This window comes from Paracidovorax valerianellae (assembly GCF_900102625.1).
GTDB lineage: Bacteria > Pseudomonadota > Gammaproteobacteria > Burkholderiales > Burkholderiaceae_C > Paracidovorax > Paracidovorax valerianellae.
Map to the genome: position 1 here is coordinate 1 of NZ_FMZC01000020.1, position 16,743 is coordinate 16,743.

Sequence of the window (16,743 nt, forward strand, 5' to 3'; positions counted from 1 at the left end):
GGAAAACAGCTCGCTCAGCGCTTCTTTGCCCTGCAGCTGGCGAAACTGCAACTGCTCGCCCAGGGGCGTCTGGATGGTGACTCGGCGTGTCATGGAAGGATGCCGGCCATGCCGGATTTGTAACGGTAATGGTGTGGAGGATCATATCTCCTTACGTCTTTTCACTTACTACCGTTTTGACTCAAAATGTAATACCAAATGGATACCAATTTATTTCCATCAAATCAATAGGTGTAATTACTTAATTTCATTAAATGCCAAATTAATAAAAATCGAAAACTGACTTCCGAATCAAAGAAACCGAATATTTAATCAACAATGGAGGTGTCGAAAACTTCTTCGTTATCGTCTTGCAATGTTCGACTGGATATTTGAATCAAATTTCCCGAAGGGTCGTTCAAACGAATGGTGTAATGCCGCTCCAGCATGTCAGCGACCAGATCAACGCGAACCCCTTTTTGCCTTATTCGATTCGCCACGGTGGGGAGATTGTTCTCGACCCAAAAAGACAGGTAACAGCTTTCGGCTCTTCCAGCATTTTTCTCGAAGAAAAAAGAAATTCCAACATTTTGATAATAAGCATTGAATAATGCACCTTCGTGTTCGCGGTCAAATCCTAAAATTGTTTTGTAGAAATGATGACTGTCCGCCAGTTTGACCTTTTTAATGGGGATATTAAAATACATCACAGACAAAGCGTCTCCTTAATATCGAGCGACATGAAAAATACTGCAGCACTCAAGCTTAATTTCGATTTAGCGCCTTACAGCATCAAACAGTATTGAAACTGATTATCTATCAGGTGCCCAATAGTACAAGTTGACTTGTTGCAGCTTTATTCCATCAAAGCACAAACAGCCTCTGCACGATCATGCTCCTGGACACCCGGTAGAGGAGCGTTGCGCCCGCTTCCTACAACCCGGCCATCAGCGCCGCTGCTAACTTTCACTGATCACCGACTCAGCGAACCAAACGGGTTTGCCATCCGTGCCCGCACCCCACACCATGGCCAGATCCTCCAAATCTCCCGCCGCCCTCGCGCTTTACGAACAGAAACGCGACTTTTCGATCACCCCCGAGCCACGCGGCGGCGCCGTGGCGCCGGCCGATGCGCTGCGGTACGTGATCCACAAGCACTGGGCCACCCGGCTGCATTACGACCTGCGGCTGGAACTGGAGGGCACCATGAAAAGCTGGGCCGTGCCCAAGGGCCCGAGTTACGACCCTGCCGACAAGCGCATGGCCGTTCAGGTGGAAGACCACCCCATCGCCTACAACCGATTCGAAGGGCAGATTCCTGCGAAGCAGTACGGTGCGGGCAAGGTCATCATCTGGGACAAAGGTTATTGGGTGCCGCTGGAAGACCCGGTAAAGGGGTACCGCGCAGGCAAGCTCAAGTTCGAGATCCACGGCCACAAATTGCATGGCCGCTGGACGCTGGTGCGCATGCGCCCGCGCGGGGGGCAGGAAGAGCGCCAGCCGGCCTGGCTGTTGATCAAGGAGCACGACGGCCTGGAGCGCGCTGTCCATGAATTCAACGTGGTGGAAGCCCTGCCGGACAGCGTCGGCGCCCTGCCGGATCTGCCCACCACCTCTGCCCAGACAAAAGACGGGGGCGACGCCCCAGCCAAGGCAACAAAGGCGGTGAAGGCGGCCAAGAAGAGCAAGGCCACAGCATCCTCAAAACCTGCGAAAAGCGCCCTCCCCGCCACGCTCAGCCCGCAGCTCGCCACGTTGGTCCAGGGCCCGCCGCCGGACCTGTCTGAATGGATGTTCGAACTCAAGTTCGATGGCTACCGATTGCTGGCACGCATCGACCACGGCGAGGTGAAGCTCTTTACCCGCAACGGCAACGACTGGGTCGCCAAGATGCCGCGCCTCGCCCAGGCGCTGAAGGAGCTTCCCATTGACACTGGCTGGATCGACGGCGAAATCGTGGTGATGGACCGCCATGGCATGCCGGACTTCCAGGCGCTGCAGAACGCCTTTGAAGCGGGTGGCGCCGAAGGGTTGGTGTTCTACGCGTTCGACCTGCCCTTCCTGAATGGCGAAGATTTGCGCGAGCGGCCCGTGACCGAGCGGCGCGAAGCCCTGCGCGCCATCATTCCCGATGCGCAAGGGCAGATGGTGCGCTTCAGCGAGGCGTTCGACGCAGCGCCCGGACAACTGATCGCATCGGCCTGCCGGCTGGGCTTCGAAGGCGTCATCGGCAAGCGCAAGAGCGCGCCCTACGTGTCGCACCGCAACGCCGACTGGATCAAGCTGAAATGCGGCCAGCGCCAGGAGTTCGTGATCGGCGGCTATACCGAGCCGAAAGGGTCGCGCACCGGCATCGGCGCGCTGCTATTGGGGGTGCAGGACGACGACGGCAGCCTGCGCTACGTGGGCAACGTCGGCACCGGGTTCAACGAGCGCAGCCTGATGGAACTGAGCGAGCGCCTGGGCGGGCTGGTTACGCCGAAGAGCCCGTTCGCCAACCCGGCCAAAGGTGCGGGAAAGGTGCACTGGGTGCGGCCCGAACTGCTGGCGGAGGTCGCCTTTGCCAGTTGGACGCACAGCGAGCGCATTCGGCATGCCGTGTTTCGCGGCCTGCGGGACGACAAGCCTGCCTCGGCCATCGTGCACGAGCGCCCTCTTCCCACTAAAGCCCTGGCCAGGAAAACGCGTGCGGCCGCGTCTGCGGAGGGCTCCGACAAGCTGCGCGTGACCCATGGCGATCGCGTCATCGACCCCTCTTCGGGCATCACCAAGATCGAGGTGGTGCGCTACTACGCGCTGGTGGCGCCGCTGATGATGGAACACCTGCAGGACCGCCCCGTCTCGCTCGTGCGCGCGCCGGCAGGCGTGGGGGGCGAACTGTTCTTCCAGCGGCACCAGGAGCAGAGCAATCTGCAAGGCGTGCAGCCGCTCAAGGCCTCGCTGTACCCCGACCACCCGCCGTTGCTGGAAGTGGCCGAGCCTCAAGGGCTGCTGGCCGCCGCGCAGATGAACACGCTGGAGTTCCACACCTGGAACGCCCGGAAGGACCGCATCGACCGGCCCGACCGCATGACGTTCGACCTCGACCCTGGCGAAGGACTGCGTTGGGACCGCATGCTGGAAGCCGCCACGCTGATGCGCGTCATGCTGACCGAACTCGGCCTGCCCGCGTTCCTCAAGACCAGCGGTGGCAAGGGCCTGCATGTGGTGGTGCCGATCCAGCGGCGGCACGACTGGGACACGGTCAAAGGGTTTTCGCAAGCCATCGTGCAGCACATGGCCCGCACCATTCCCGCGCTGTTCGTGGCCAAGAGTGGCCCGCGCAACCGGGTCGGCAAGGTCTTCGTGGACTACCTGCGCAACGGGCTGAGTGCCACCACGGTCAGCGCCTGGTCCGCTCGCTCACGGCCGGGCCTGGGCATTTCCGTGCCCCTGGCGTGGAAGGAACTGGACACGCTGACCAGCAGCACGCAATGGACGGTGCGCAACGTCGACGAGCGGCTGCGCGCCGGCAACTCACCGTGGGATGGCTACGACGGCGCGGCGGTATCGATCGCCAGCGCCATGCGCCTTCTGCAATACACGCCAAAGCCTTCGTAGCGCGGCACAGCGGTCGGCGGCCTCACTGGCCCTGCAATGACAGCTCGTGCTCTTCCGTGCGGGTGGTGCGGTGGCCGCGCAATCCCAGTTTCGCCAGCAGTTGTGCGTCGGCTTCGCTTTCAGGGTTGCCGGTGACCAGCAGCTTGTCCCCGTAGAAGATGGAGTTGGCCCCCGCCATGAAGCACAGCGCCTGCACCGCTTCGCCCATCTGCTGCCGGCCAGCCGAAAGCCGCACGCGCGCCTTGGGCATGGTGATACGCGCCACCGCGATCATGCGCACGAAATCCAGTGGGTCCACCGGCTCGCTGTCGGCCAGCGGCGTGCCTGGCACGCGCACCAGGCTGTTGATGGGCACCGACTCGGGATACGGACTCAAGTTGGCCAACTGGGCAATCAGGCCAGCGCGGTGCACCGGCGCCTCGCCCATGCCCACGATGCCGCCGCAGCACACGCTGATGCCGGCGCTGCGCACATGCTGCAGCGTGTCGAGCCGGTCCTGGTAGGCCCGGGTGCTCACCACGTCGGTGTAGTACTCGGGGGCGGTGTCCAGGTTGTGGTTGTAGTAGTCGAGCCCGGCGTCTTTCAACGCCAGGGCCTGGTGCGATTCCAGCATGCCCAGGGTGGCGCAGGTCTGCATGCCCAGGCCTTTGACGGCGCCGATCAGTTCGCTCACCTTTTCGATGTCGCGGTCCTTGGGGGCACGCCAGGCGGCGCCCATGCAAAAGCGGGTGGCGCCAGCGTCCTTCGCGGCCTGCGCAGCGGCGGTCACTTCTTGCACGCTCATCAGCTTTTCGGCTTTCACGCCGGTGTCGAACTCGGCCGACTGCGGGCAATAGCCGCAGTTCTCGGGGCAGCCGCCGGTTTTCACCGAAAGCAAGGTGGCCAGCTCGATATCGCCCGCAGGCCAGTGCTCGCGATGCACGCTTTGCGCCTGGAACAGCAGGTCCATGAACGGCTTGTCCAGCAAGGCCTGAATGGCCTCGACAGACCACGGCCCTGCGGCCTGCGGCGCAGAGGGACGGCGGTGAATTTGCACGGCTTTCGCCGCAGCGGAGGTCGGTTCGATCACGGTTTGCATGGGGGCCCTTTCTTTTCTCAAGTCTGCGGTCCGGCCGTTGACTGCCGTCCGCGAAGGGGCCGATTCTGAAGGAGCCCGCTGCGCAAATCCAGGCCACGGCTTCAGAAATACGGATGCCGGACAGTGTCGTTATCTGCGCCCAAGTCCTCCGTAAGATTGGACGAAGTTCCTGGCCATTTACCGAAGTTGGCGGGGTGATAAAAGCACAAAAAAATCGCTGCTGCCTTTTGCCGCGAAAGCGCCGCGATCTGCTGGCAAACCTGCCTCAGTGCATTCCTCCACGGTCTGGAGATGACCGCTTTTATTCACCCAGCGCGGCAATCACCTCTGCAGGCGCCTGCACCAGTTCGATCAACACGCCCTCGCCTGCAATCGGAAACTCGTCATTCGACTTGGGGTGCAAGAAGGTGATGTCATGGCCCGCAGCGCCTTTGCGAATGCCGCCCGGGGCAAACCGCACGCCCTGCGCTGTGAGCCATTCCACCGCGCGCGGCAGGTCGTCGATCCAGAGCCCGATGTGGTTCAGCGGCGTGGTGTGCACCGCTGGTTTTTTCTCCAAGTCCAGCGGCTGCATCAGGTCCACCTCGACCGCGTACGCACCACGGCCCATGGCGAGGATGTCCTCGTCGACGTTCTCGCGCTCACTGCGGAAGGTGCCGGTCTGCTCCAGGCCCAGCATGTCCACCCACAGCGCCTTCATGCGCTCCTTGTCGGTGCCGCCGATGGCGACTTGCTGAATGCCCAGCACTTTGAAGGGACGGGGAGATACGGTGTCGTTCATGGCAATGGTCTCAACGATGGAAAAATTTCAGAGGTCAAAGCTCACCCAGCACCCAACTGCTGGCCGTGGCGAAGTATTCCCGCAGCCATGCGTTGTAGCGCAGGTACAGCGGCGTTGGCGCTGGCGCGGCGATGGAATGGGTGAAGCCGATCTTTCGGGCGATGCGCTGGGCGCGCACGGTATGGAAGTCACTGGTCACCACCACCATGGGCGCGTCCAGGCCGAGGCCCTTGCCCTCCAGCAGTGGCAGGCTGTAGCGCAGATTCAGTTCGGTGCTGGTGCTGCGCTCTTCTTGCAGGATGCGCCCGGCCGGCATGCCTTGTGCCCGCAGGTAATCGCCCATCACCTGCCCTTCGCTCAGCGTTTCGCCGAAGTCCACACCGCCCGACACCACGACCCAGGCTTGAGGGTGCACCGCTGCCAGTTCGCGGGCCTTGTCCAGGCGGGCGCGCAGCGCCGGAGAGGGCTGGCCGTCGGGTGTGCCACTGCCCAGCACGACAATCGCCTGCGGGACCGCAGCGGCGGCTGCGCCATCGAAGGCGCGCACCTGCCCGGCCAGCGCATTCCAGAACAAGCCCACGCTGACCATCCACGCCAGCAGCAGCGCCCAAAAGGCTCGCCACAGCGGCCTGCGCCAGCGCGCACGGGCCAGCCACGAATGAACGCGGTGCCAGCGCCACGCCAGCAGGCAAAGCGCGAGGCCCAATGCGCCAGGCACCGTCACACCCACGGAGAACAATCCCATGGCCATCAGGACCAGGCCATCGGCCAGCAACACGGCGCCTGCCGCCACGCATGCAGCGCGCAGCCACGGCCAGCGCTGAGCCGGCGCGGTCGGCCTAGCCGACGCAGTGTCGCCCACGGTCACGCGCAGGTCGACTTCATTGAAATTCCATGATCACCTGGTCCACCGCCAGCGATTCGCCCTTGTTGGCGACCACCTTGCCCACCACGCCATCCTGGGTGGCGAACAGAATGTTCTCCATCTTCATGGCCTCGATCACCGCGAGCTTTTCTCCGGCCTGCACCGTCTGCCCCGGCTGCACCGCCACATCGACCAGCAAGCCAGGCATGGGCGACAGCAGAAACTTGCTGAGGTCCGGCGGCGCCTTGTAGGGCATGAGCTGGTGCAGGCGCGCGCCCAGCGGAGACAGCACGATGGCGTCGATCTGCGTGCCGTTGTGTGCGATGCGCAGGGCCAGCGGGTTGCGGGCCGTGCCGCGTTCGACCTGGGCCGTGAAGCCGGCGCCGTTGCACTGCCCCTGCACGCGGATCTGACCCAATGTGGCTGCGCTACTAATTTGATAGCTACTACCGCCCACCGATACTGCGCTGGAGCCCGATTTGTCTTGAAAGTCGGTCACCGACACGGCATGGTGCTCGTTGCGGCCTTCGTGCCCCATCACCACCACCACGAACTGCTCGCCCACCTTCACGTTGTGCCCGGCCAGTTGCCCGCTGATGCCCGAAGCGCGCGCGCGGTAGCGGCGGTTCATGTACGCGGCCAGGGCGACCAGGAAGAGCGGGTCGTCGTGCGGCACGTCCTCGGCGGCAAAGCCCTGGCTGTAGTTCTCGGCGATGAAGCCCGTGTTGAAGTCGCCCGCCACGAAGCGCGGGTGCGCCAGCAGCGCTGCCTGGAAAGGGATGTTGCTGCCCACGCCGCGGATCACGAAGCCGTTCAGCGCGGCGCGCATCTTGTGGATGGCGTCGTCGCGGTCCTGCCCGTGCACGATGAGCTTGGCGATCATCGAGTCGTAATACATCGGGATCTCCCCGCCTTCGTACACACCCGTGTCCACGCGCACGCCCAGCTTTTTGGTCGTGTCGGCCTGGAACATCGATTCCTCCGGCGGCTGAAAGCGCACCAGGCGACCGGTAGACGGCAGAAAGTTGCGGAACGGGTCTTCGGCATTGATGCGGCACTCGATGGCCCAGCCATCTCGCTTGACGTCGGACTGCGTCAGCGGCAGTGGCTCGCCGGCGGCCACGCGGATCATCAGCTCGACTAGGTCAAGGCCGGTGATGCATTCGGTCACCGGGTGCTCCACCTGCAGGCGCGTGTTCATCTCCAGAAAGTAAAAATCCTGGTCCTTGCCGACCACGAATTCCACCGTGCCGGCGCTCTGGTACTTCACCGCCTTGGCCAGCGCCACCGCCTGCTCGCCCATGGCCTTGCGGGTCGCGTCGCTGATGAAGGGCGACGGCGCCTCTTCGATCACCTTTTGATGGCGGCGCTGGATGGAGCATTCGCGCTCGTTCAGGTAGATCACGTTGCCCTGGCTGTCGCCCAGCACCTGAATCTCGATGTGGCGCGGCTCCTGCACGAATTTCTCGATGAAGATGCGGTCGTCGCCGAAGCTGTTGCGCGCCTCGTTGCGGCACGACGTGAAGCCCTCCAGGGCCTCCTTGTCGCTGTAGGCTACACGCAGGCCCTTGCCGCCGCCGCCGGCAGACGCCTTGATCATCACGGGGTAGCCGATGTCCCGGGCGATCTCCACCGCGCGCTCGGCCGACTCGATGGCGTCGTTCCAGCCCGGAATGGTGCTGACCTTGGCCTCGTTCGCCAGCTTCTTGGAGGCGATCTTGTCGCCCATGGCGGCAATGGAATAGTGCTTGGGGCCAATGAAGACGATGCCCTCTTCCTCCACCCGCTTGGCAAATGACTCGTTCTCGGAAAGAAAGCCATAGCCCGGGTGCACCGCCTGCGCGCCGGTCTGCTTGCAGGCGGCAATGATGCGGTCGGCCTGCAGGTAGCTCTCGCGGCTGGGCGCCGCGCCAATGTGCACGGCCTCATCGGCCAGCTTCACGTGGCGCGCCTCCTTGTCCGCATCGGAGTACACCGCCACGGTGGCGATGCCCATCTTCTTGGCGGTGGCGATGACTCTGCACGCAATTTCGCCGCGATTGGCGATCAGGATTTTGGTGAACATAGTGCTGGAAATCTGGAGAAATGGAGGGGTTCTGGCGGGTGGTGCCGGTACTGGTGCTTCTGGCGGGGCAATGCTCAAGAGCTCATGAGTTCCTGTCGATGGCCGGGCTCATGTCTTCCATCCAGAGCACGTTGTCCGAGTACGACTGCAGATCGGGCGACAGGTTGGCCGTGGAGCCGGACACCCAAACCTCCTTGTGCAGCTCGGATTTCACGTACGAAATGGCGTCTTCGAAGTCGCCATCGCCCGCGGAAAGAATCAGCCGGTCATAAACGTTCTGGGCCGCCAGCTTGATGATCAGCGTGGCAATGCCCACGTCCACGCCCTTTTGCACCGACCGGTCGAACTGGTGGCTGCAGTTGGGGCAATGCGCATGCATTTTCTTGAGCTTGTAGAGCTGCACTCGAAACTTCGGGCCGATGGGCGGCGCGGTCTTGATCCAGGAGTGAAACGCGTTCTGCGCGTCCGTCGCCGGGTCGCTGGCCGAGTTCAGGTAATAGCTCTCGCGGATCGGCCCGCCGTTCAGGCGGGTGATCTCGTTCTTCAGCTTCAGGTAATCGAAGGGCCGGCCCTTGCCGTAGTTGAAGAGATATGCGCCATCGACAATCCAGACGGTTTTCATGCGGTTTCCAGGGCGGCGACTAATTGCACGCGGCGTGGCACTTCACTATGGGCTGCAACCAACAACGAGTTAAACATAGGCAATTCCGTAAAAAGCTACTGAGCTGGAAATTTCAGCAAATCTTCCAAGTCGGCGATCCATTGAGGGAGATAACTTTGATCAATTCCAAACGAACCATTTAGGGTCGGACCATCGGGAGAATCTTTCAACGTGTATTGGACAAATAGATGCCCCCAAGGATTCGCCACAGTGATCAACATCGAAAAATTAGGCTCGACACCCGAGAGTTCGAAGGGATTTATTTTTCCACCCCCCGCGATCAATACTTGATATGCATGTGAAAGTGAGTTTTTAAATTTTTCAATTTCGGCAGGCATCACGAGCCAATTGACTTTTCCATAAAAATCATTCTCTGTGACTTTTATTTCCATCTTCAACCAGTCCATATAAGGACCGCCGCCCGCTTCAGTCTGGCGCGCAATAGGCTGCATGCTGAAATTCAAATTGTCGAAATCAATATTCAGCATGATTATTACTTATAAAGAAAGTGCATAACAGTCCAGTCCGACTCTCTCACGACTACTTCCAAGTTATATTTCTGCGGGATATACCTGATTTCAGCACGCCCATTGATCATTACCTTGGTTTTACGGAGCTTCATCATTTCAATGCGATACATGAAAAGGCCTTTTGCTCCTTGTGGGTCGATTTTTCTTGTTCCAAATCTGATAGCTGCCGCCAGGATGTGAATGGGCACATAGCGCCCAGGCTCAGCCATATGCCTTGCAGCTGTTTCCGTGAATTTAATTTGCCTCGCTTGCGGCGCCAATAATTTGGTTCGAAGCAGTTTTACAAACCGCTGCATCACAGCAGTACCAGCAGATGTCACTGCTGCAACTGCACTACCGTTTTTACGGGCCAGCCACCCCCACCTGCCTATTTTGAAAACAATACCGCCGAGAATCAGAACATCCAGGGGATCGATAGGAGACGCTTCTAACGGAAGCTCTTCAATCGCGACTTGATCCCCCATTCCGTTGTAAATATTCCATACCCCACGCGCACCCTCGTGCACATATCCAATGCACCCACCCATCTGCTCATCAATAATTGCGTTTGCAGATTTAGGCACGGATGGCGGACGAATTTCAAAAGCATCGGTAACACCCGGCGGAATCGCATGTTGAATTGATCTGCCGGGCTCTTCCTCTGAATCTTTCATTCGCATGCTCCCCTTGGTTTTATGTATTTATATTTCTAACGCAATTACAGCGGGATGTTCCCGTGCTTGCGCCAAGGGTTCTCCAGCTTCTTGCCTTGGAGCATCACCAGACTGCGGCAGATGCGCTTGCGGGTTTCGTGCGGCAGGATCACGTCGTCGATGAAGCCGCGGGCGCTGGCGACGAAGGGGTTGGCGAAGCGCTTCTTGTATTCGGCCTCGCGTGCGGCGAGCTTGGCGGGGTCGTTCTTGTCTTCGCGGAAGATGATCTCCACCGCACCCTTGGCGCCCATCACCGCGATCTCGGCGTTGGGCCAGGCCAGGTTGACGTCGCCGCGCAAGTGCTTGGAGCTCATCACGTCGTAGGCGCCGCCGTAGGCCTTGCGGGTGATGACGGTGACCTTCGGCACCGTGCACTCGGCATACGCGTAGAGCAGCTTGGCGCCATGCTTGATGATGCCGCCGTATTCCTGGCTGGTGCCGGGCATGAAGCCGGGCACGTCCACGAAGGTGACGACCGGAATGTTGAAGGCATCGCAAAAGCGCACGAAGCGCGCGGCCTTGATGCTCGATTTGATGTCCAGGCAGCCGGCCAGCACCAGCGGCTGGTTGGCGACGATGCCCACGGTCTGCCCTTCCATGCGCGCCAGGCCGATGACGATGTTCTTGGCGTAGTCCGGCTGCAGTTCGAAGAAATCGCCGTCGTCTACCACTTTGACGATCAGCTCCTTCATGTCGTAGGGCTTGTTGGGGTTTTCAGGCACCAGCGTGTCAAGGCTCATGTCCATGCGGTCGGCCGGATCGTTGCTGGGGCGAACGGGTGGCTTTTCGCGGTTGTTGAGCGGCAGGTAGTTGTACAGCCGGCGCAGCATCATCAGCGCCTCGACATCGTTCTCGAACGCCATGTCGGCCACGCCGCTGCGCGTGGTGTGGGTGCCGGCGCCGCCCAGTTCCTCGGCGGTCACCTCTTCATGGGTGACGGTCTTCACCACCTCGGGGCCGGTGACGAACATGTAGCTCGAGTCCTTCACCATGAAGATGAAGTCGGTCATGGCGGGCGAGTACACCGCGCCGCCGGCGCAGGGGCCCATGATCATGCTGATCTGCGGCACCACGCCGCTGGCCAGCACGTTCTTCTGGAACACGTCGGCGTAACCGCCGAGCGAGGCCACGCCTTCCTGGATGCGCGCACCGCCCGAGTCATTGATGCCGATGACGGGCGCGCCCACCTTCATGGCCTGGTCCATCACCTTGCAGATCTTCTCGGCATGCGTTTCGCTCAACGCGCCGCCGAACACCGTGAAATCCTGGCTGAAGACGAACACCAGCCGGCCGTTGATCATTCCGTAACCGGTCACCACGCCGTCGCCCGGCGGGCGGTTGTCCTGCATGCCGAAGTCGGTGCAGCGGTGCTCGACGAACATGTCCCATTCCTCGAACGTGCCGTCGTCCAGCAGCAGTTCGATGCGCTCGCGCGCGGTCAGCTTGCCCTTCTTGTGCTGCGCGTCGATGCGCTTTTGCCCGCCGCCCTGGCGCGCGAGTTCGCGCTTTTGCTCCAGTTGTTCAAGGATGTCTTGCATGGGTCGCTCTTTCGGTGATGATTCTTTTGCTATCTATTTAATAGCTACCTGCCGTTGATTTTCTTGCGCTGCGAGCAGATTTCGTGCTGCAGTGGAGGCCGCGATGCGCCCCGCCGCCACGTCGGCCTGCAGCGTGGGCAGCAGCGCCCGCACCTCGGGGTGCTGCCGAAACGCGTGGCGAAGGCCCGCCTCGATGCGCTCCCACATCCAGGACAGGGACTGCTTCTCGCGGCGGCGCGCCAGCCGGCCGTTGGCGGTCTGCAGCGTGCGGAACTGGCTGACGGCAGCCCAGAAGGCGTCCAGGCCTTTGCCCTGCAGCGCGCTGATCTGCAGCACCTTGGGTTGCCAGGGGCCGGCGTCGGCCGGCGCATTGGCAGCATGGCCAGGGGCATGACCCATGGCATGGCCATCCGGAGCCACCGCAGGATGGCGAGGATGGCCCAGCGAGCGCTCGGGGTTGCCGTGCTGGCTCAAAAGCCGCAGGCTGGAGGTGATCTGCGCCTCGGCGCGGGTGGCGGCGTGCGGGTCGATGTCGGCCTTGTTGATCACCACCAGATCGGCGATCTCCATCACGCCCTTTTTGATGGCCTGCAGGTCGTCGCCGGCGTTGGGCAGCTGCAGCAGCACGAACATGTCGGTCATGCCGGCCACGGCGATCTCGCTCTGGCCCACGCCCACGGTTTCGACCATGACGATGTCGTAGCCGGCGGCCTCGCACACCAGCATGGCCTCGCGCGTCTTTTCGGCCACGCCACCCAACGTGCCGCTCGACGGACTGGGACGGATGTAGGCTTTCTCGTGCATGGACAACTGCTCCATGCGCGTCTTGTCGCCCAGGATGGAGCCGCCCGACACGGTGGATGACGGGTCGATGGTGAGCACCGCCACACGGTGGCCCAGCCCGATCAGGTGCAGGCCCAGCACCTCGATGAAGGTGGATTTGCCCACGCCCGGCACGCCGCTGATCCCTAGGCGAAACGATTGGCCGGTGTGCGGCAGCAAGGCGGTGAGCAGCTCGTCGCCCTGCGCGCGGTGGTCGGCCCGGGTCGATTCCAGCAGCGTGATCGCCTTGGACATGGCCCGGCGCTGGACGGCCTCGGCGCCGTGCAGGATGCCGTCGAGCCAGCCGCCGCCAGAAGGTTGCCGATGGGGCGAAGGCACCGGCGAAGAAGCGGACGAAGGCACCGGCACGCTCATTCGGCCCACCCTTCGGGCCGCCACTCGTAGTGCACGTCCACGTCTTCCTCGCCGGTCTGCACGAAGCCGTGGCGCTGGTAGAAGCGGTTGGCATCGCTGCGCTGCAGCGCGGTCACGCGCAGCACGGCCCCTTCGCGCCGCGCCCGGTCCTGCACCTGGGCCAGCACGGCCGCACCCACGCCGGCGCCCTGCCAGTCGGGGTGCAGGTACAGGTGCTGCAGCCGCAGCGCCCGGTCGCCCTCGGACAGCACGGTCACGAAGCCCATGCGCCGCCCGTCGGGTGCGACCAGGTGACGCATGTGTTCGGGGGTGAAAGCCGCGCGCAGCCGCTCGCGCGAACGCTCGGGCGTGTAGCGGCCCACGCGCTCCAGGCTTTCGCGCATGGCCGCGGTGCGCAGCGCCAGCATGGACTCGAAGTCCGCTTCAGCCACCGGATGCCAGGTGAAAGCAGGGGCGGTCAATGCGGCACCTCCAGGCGGCGCCATGCCGCGCGCGCCCGGCCGACGGTCGCCGTCGTCATGCGGCGAAGGCCTTGCGAATCTGCTCCAGCACGTCCTTGGCGCTGGCAGGAATCGGCGTGCCGGGGCCGTACACGCCCTTCACGCCCGCTTCGTACAGAAAGTCGTAGTCCTGCGCAGGAATCACGCCACCCACGAAGACGATGATGTCGTCCGCGCCCTGGTCCTTGAGCGACTGGATGATGGCCGGCACCAGCGTCTTGTGCCCGGCCGCCAGGGTGGAAACGCCCACCGCGTGCACGTCGTTCTCGATGGCCTGCCGCGCGCATTCTTCGGGGGTCTGGAAGAGCGGGCCCATGTCCACGTCGAACCCCAAGTCGGCGAACGCAGTGGCTACCACTTTGGCGCCGCGGTCGTGTCCGTCCTGGCCGAGCTTGGCGATCATCACGCGGGGGCGGCGGCCTTCGGCCTCGGCGAAAGCGTTGATCTCGGTCTTGAGCTGCTCCCAGCCCTCGGCCGAGTCGTAGGCGGCGGCATACACGCCCGTCACCTTCTGTGTGTCGGCACGGTGGCGTCCGTAGATCTTTTCCAGCGCGTCGGACACCTCGCCCACCGTGGCGCGCAGGCGCATGGCCCGGATGGCCAGGTCGAGCAGGTTGCCTTCGCCGCTTTCCGCCGCGGCGGCGAGCGCATCGAGCGCGGCCTGCACCTGCGCGGCGTCGCGCTTGTCGCGAATGGCCTTGAGCCGTGCGATCTGCCCGTCGCGCACCTTCACGTTGTCGATCTGGAGGATGTCGACCGGGTCTTCTTTTTTCAGCTTGTATTTGTTGACGCCGACGATCACGTCCTTGCCCGAGTCGATGCGCGCCTGCTTTTCGGCGGCGGCGGCTTCGATCTTGAGCTTGGCCCAGCCGCTGTCCACGGCCTGCGTCATGCCGCCCATGGCTTCGACCTCTTCAATGATGGTCCACGCGGCGTCGGCCATGTCCTGCGTGAGCTTTTCCATCATGTAGCTGCCGGCCCAGGGGTCGATCACATTGGTGATGTGCGTTTCTTCCTGGATGATGAGCTGGGTGTTGCGCGCGATGCGGGCCGAGAACTCGGTGGGCAGGGCGATGGCCTCGTCCAGCGCATTGGTGTGCAGGCTCTGCGTGCCGCCGAACACGGCGGCCATGGCCTCGATGGTGGTGCGCACCACGTTGTTGTAGGGGTCCTGCTCGGTCAGGCTCCAGCCGCTGGTCTGGCAGTGCGTGCGCAGCATCAGGCTCTTGGGGTTTTTGGCGCCGGTCTCTTTCATGATGCGGCACCACAGCAGGCGGGCAGCGCGCATCTTGGCCACTTCGAGGTAGAAGTTCATGCCGATCGCCCAGAAGAACGACAGGCGCCCGGCGAATTCGTCCACGTCCAGCCCCGAGGCAATCGCCGTCTTCACGTATTCCTTGCCGTCCGCCAGGGTGAAGGCCAGCTCCAGCGCCTGGTTGGCTCCGGCTTCCTGCATGTGGTAGCCGCTGATGGAGATGGAGTTGAACTTCGGCATGTTCCTGGCCGTGTAGCCAATGATGTCGCCGATGATCCGCATCGAAGGCTTGGGCGGATAGATGTAGGTGTTGCGCACCATGAACTCTTTCAGAATGTCGTTCTGAATGGTTCCCGAGAGCTTGTCCTGGCTCACGCCCTGCTCTTCCGCCGCGACCACGTAGCCGGCCAGCACGGGCAGCACGGCCCCGTTCATGGTCATGGAGACGCTCACCTTGTCGAGCGGGATCTGGTCGAAGAGGATCTTCATGTCCTCCACCGAATCGATCGCCACGCCGGCCTTGCCCACGTCGCCCGTCACGCGGGGGTGGTCGCTGTCGTAGCCGCGGTGGGTGGCCAGGTCGAACGCCACGCTCACGCCCTGCCCGCCGGCAGCCAGAGCCTTGCGGTAGAAGGCGTTCGATTCCTCGGCGGTGGAAAAGCCGGCGTATTGGCGGATCGTCCAGGGCCGCACGGCATACATGGTGGCCTGGGGGCCGCGCAGGTAGGGCTCGAAGCCCGGCAGCGTGTTGGCGTAAGGCAGGCCCGCAGTATCTTCTGCCGTATAGAGCGGCTTGACCGTGATGCCATCGGGCGTCACCCAGTTCAGCGCCGCCACATCGCCACCGGGGGCCGACTTGGCGGCAGCCCGCGTCCAGGCGGCAAGGTCTGCGGGGGCGAAAGAGGGGTGCGGAGTGTTGCTGCTCATATCAAAGAAGGCTTCACAGGTGGCAAGAAAAGCGCGGCGGCGCTGCAACGGTTTGGCAAAGTGCAGCGAGTCTAACCCATTCGTAATTATTAATTTATAGTTTTTCTGCGGTACATTCCCGCCATGTCAGCCGCCACCCTCACCCCCCGCGCCCTCTATGAAGAGGTGGCGGAACAGTTGCGCCAGCGCATCTTCCGGCGTGAACTGGAGCCCGGCAGCTGGATCGACGAGCTGCGCATCGCCGAGGAATTCGGCATCAGCCGCACGCCCCTGCGCGAGGCTCTCAAGGTATTGGCGGCCGAAGGGCTGGTGACGATGAAGGTACGGCGCGGTGCCTACGTCACCGAAGTCTCCGACAAAGACCTGCGCGATGTCTATCACCTGTTGGCCTTGCTGGAGAGCGACGCGGCCGGCGTGGTCGCCACCACCGCCACGGCGGAGCAGTTGCGTGAACTGGAAGGCCTGCACCGCGAACTGGCCGCCAACGTGGCCGACCGCGAGCGCTTCTTCGCCGTGAACGAGCGCTTTCACATGCGGGTGCTGGAACTGGCCGACAACCGCTGGCGCAACCAGATGGTGGCCGACCTGCGCAAGGTCATGAAGCTCAACCGGCACAACTCGCTTCTCAAGCAGGGCCGCATCGAAGAGTCGCTGCGCGAGCACGGCGAGGTCCTGGCCGCCCTGCAGGCGCGCGATGCAGCTGCGGCGGCGTCGGCCATGCGAGAGCACTTCTCGAACGGCTTGCAGGCCGCCGCCTGATGGCCGACCGCTGGTGCTGGCCATCGCCCCCGCGTGCAGCGCATCAGCAACTGCTGGCCTTGTGCTACCGCGATTTGGATGGCTTCAAGCGGGTGAACGACCAGCACGGCCATGCCGCGGGCGACTACTAATTGCTCATCAAGGTGGGCAGCCGCATCCAATCGCATCTGCGTGCCGAAGACATGCTGGCACGGCTGGCGGTGACGAAATGGTGCTGCTGCTGAGCGGGCCGCAGTCACCTGCCGACTGCGCTCTTTTGCTGGCGCGCTTGCTGCAGGCAGGGCACCAGCCTGTGCCACTATCGCGTGGCCAAAGC

Annotated in this window: 15 protein-coding genes; 3 read left to right on the forward strand and 12 right to left on the reverse strand. The window is 62.7% G+C overall.

Annotated features, from left to right (window positions below; genetic code table 11):
* Positions 1–308: 308 nt before the first annotated feature.
* On the reverse strand, positions 309–695 hold the full coding sequence (locus BLT03_RS24160) for a VOC family protein (RefSeq protein ID WP_175537827.1): 387 nt from the start codon (positions 693–695) through the stop codon (positions 309–311).
* 310 nt (positions 696–1,005) lie between these two features.
* On the opposite strand from BLT03_RS24160, the gene ligD reads away from it, so the two are divergent.
* The gene (gene ligD, locus BLT03_RS21275; RefSeq protein WP_092745782.1) at positions 1,006–3,579 is read left to right on the forward strand and encodes a DNA ligase D; all 2,574 of its coding nucleotides are present in this window, start codon (positions 1,006–1,008) and stop codon (positions 3,577–3,579) included.
* 22 nt (positions 3,580–3,601) lie between these two features.
* Here the strand turns inward: ligD and bioB are convergent, their stop codons facing one another.
* From bioB to scpA, 11 genes are all read right to left on the reverse strand, one after another.
* Entirely contained in the window at positions 3,602–4,657 is a 1,056-nt protein-coding gene (gene bioB / locus BLT03_RS21280; RefSeq protein ID WP_092745783.1) for a biotin synthase BioB, read from the reverse strand.
* Between the two features lie 301 nt (positions 4,658–4,958).
* Positions 4,959–5,438 (reverse strand): VOC family protein, encoded by a 480-nt coding sequence (locus BLT03_RS21285; protein ID WP_092745784.1) that lies wholly within the window; start codon positions 5,436–5,438, stop codon positions 4,959–4,961.
* A 34-nt stretch (positions 5,439–5,472) separates the two neighbouring features.
* On the reverse strand, positions 5,473–6,300 hold the full coding sequence (locus tag BLT03_RS21290) for a YdcF family protein (RefSeq protein ID WP_245711497.1): 828 nt from the start codon (positions 6,298–6,300) through the stop codon (positions 5,473–5,475).
* Positions 6,301–6,319: 19 nt separating this feature from the next.
* Positions 6,320–8,368, reverse strand: a complete 2,049-nt coding sequence (locus tag BLT03_RS21295; RefSeq protein ID WP_092745785.1) for an acetyl-CoA carboxylase biotin carboxylase subunit — start codon at positions 8,366–8,368, stop codon at positions 6,320–6,322.
* An 82-nt stretch (positions 8,369–8,450) separates the two neighbouring features.
* Positions 8,451–8,990, reverse strand: coding sequence for an NYN domain-containing protein (locus BLT03_RS21300; RefSeq protein WP_092745786.1), 540 nt, complete (start codon positions 8,988–8,990; stop codon positions 8,451–8,453).
* Between the two features lie 95 nt (positions 8,991–9,085).
* Positions 9,086–9,517, reverse strand: a complete 432-nt coding sequence (locus BLT03_RS24165; RefSeq protein WP_139160477.1) for a WapI family immunity protein — start codon at positions 9,515–9,517, stop codon at positions 9,086–9,088.
* 5 nt (positions 9,518–9,522) lie between these two features.
* On the reverse strand, positions 9,523–10,212 hold the full coding sequence (locus BLT03_RS24170; protein WP_139160478.1) for a hypothetical protein: 690 nt from the start codon (positions 10,210–10,212) through the stop codon (positions 9,523–9,525).
* A 44-nt stretch (positions 10,213–10,256) separates the two neighbouring features.
* Positions 10,257–11,789 (reverse strand): acyl-CoA carboxylase subunit beta, encoded by a 1,533-nt coding sequence (locus tag BLT03_RS21305; protein WP_092745787.1) that lies wholly within the window; start codon positions 11,787–11,789, stop codon positions 10,257–10,259.
* Positions 11,790–11,822: 33 nt separating this feature from the next.
* On the reverse strand, positions 11,823–12,986 hold the full coding sequence (gene meaB, locus BLT03_RS21310) for a methylmalonyl Co-A mutase-associated GTPase MeaB (protein ID WP_092745788.1): 1,164 nt from the start codon (positions 12,984–12,986) through the stop codon (positions 11,823–11,825).
* The gene (locus tag BLT03_RS21315) at positions 12,983–13,447 is read right to left on the reverse strand and encodes a GNAT family N-acetyltransferase (RefSeq protein ID WP_353615287.1); all 465 of its coding nucleotides are present in this window, start codon (positions 13,445–13,447) and stop codon (positions 12,983–12,985) included. Before BLT03_RS21315 ends, meaB begins: the two co-directional genes overlap by 4 nt.
* A 55-nt stretch (positions 13,448–13,502) precedes the next feature.
* Complete coding sequence (scpA, locus tag BLT03_RS21320; RefSeq protein WP_092745790.1) at positions 13,503–15,668, reverse strand: methylmalonyl-CoA mutase; 2,166 nt, start codon at positions 15,666–15,668, stop codon at positions 13,503–13,505.
* 123 nt (positions 15,669–15,791) lie between these two features.
* On the opposite strand from scpA, the gene BLT03_RS21325 reads away from it, so the two are divergent.
* Both BLT03_RS21325 and BLT03_RS24935 read left to right on the forward strand, forming a co-directional pair.
* Positions 15,792–16,427 carry a GntR family transcriptional regulator gene (locus BLT03_RS21325; protein WP_092745791.1) on the forward strand — a complete coding sequence of 212 codons (636 nt, stop codon included), beginning with the start codon at positions 15,792–15,794 and terminating at the stop codon, positions 16,425–16,427.
* On the forward strand, positions 16,427–16,558 hold the full coding sequence (locus BLT03_RS24935) for a diguanylate cyclase domain-containing protein (RefSeq protein ID WP_245711498.1): 132 nt from the start codon (positions 16,427–16,429) through the stop codon (positions 16,556–16,558). The genes BLT03_RS21325 and BLT03_RS24935 overlap by 1 nt, the downstream gene beginning before the upstream one ends.
* Positions 16,559–16,743 lie beyond the last annotated feature (185 nt).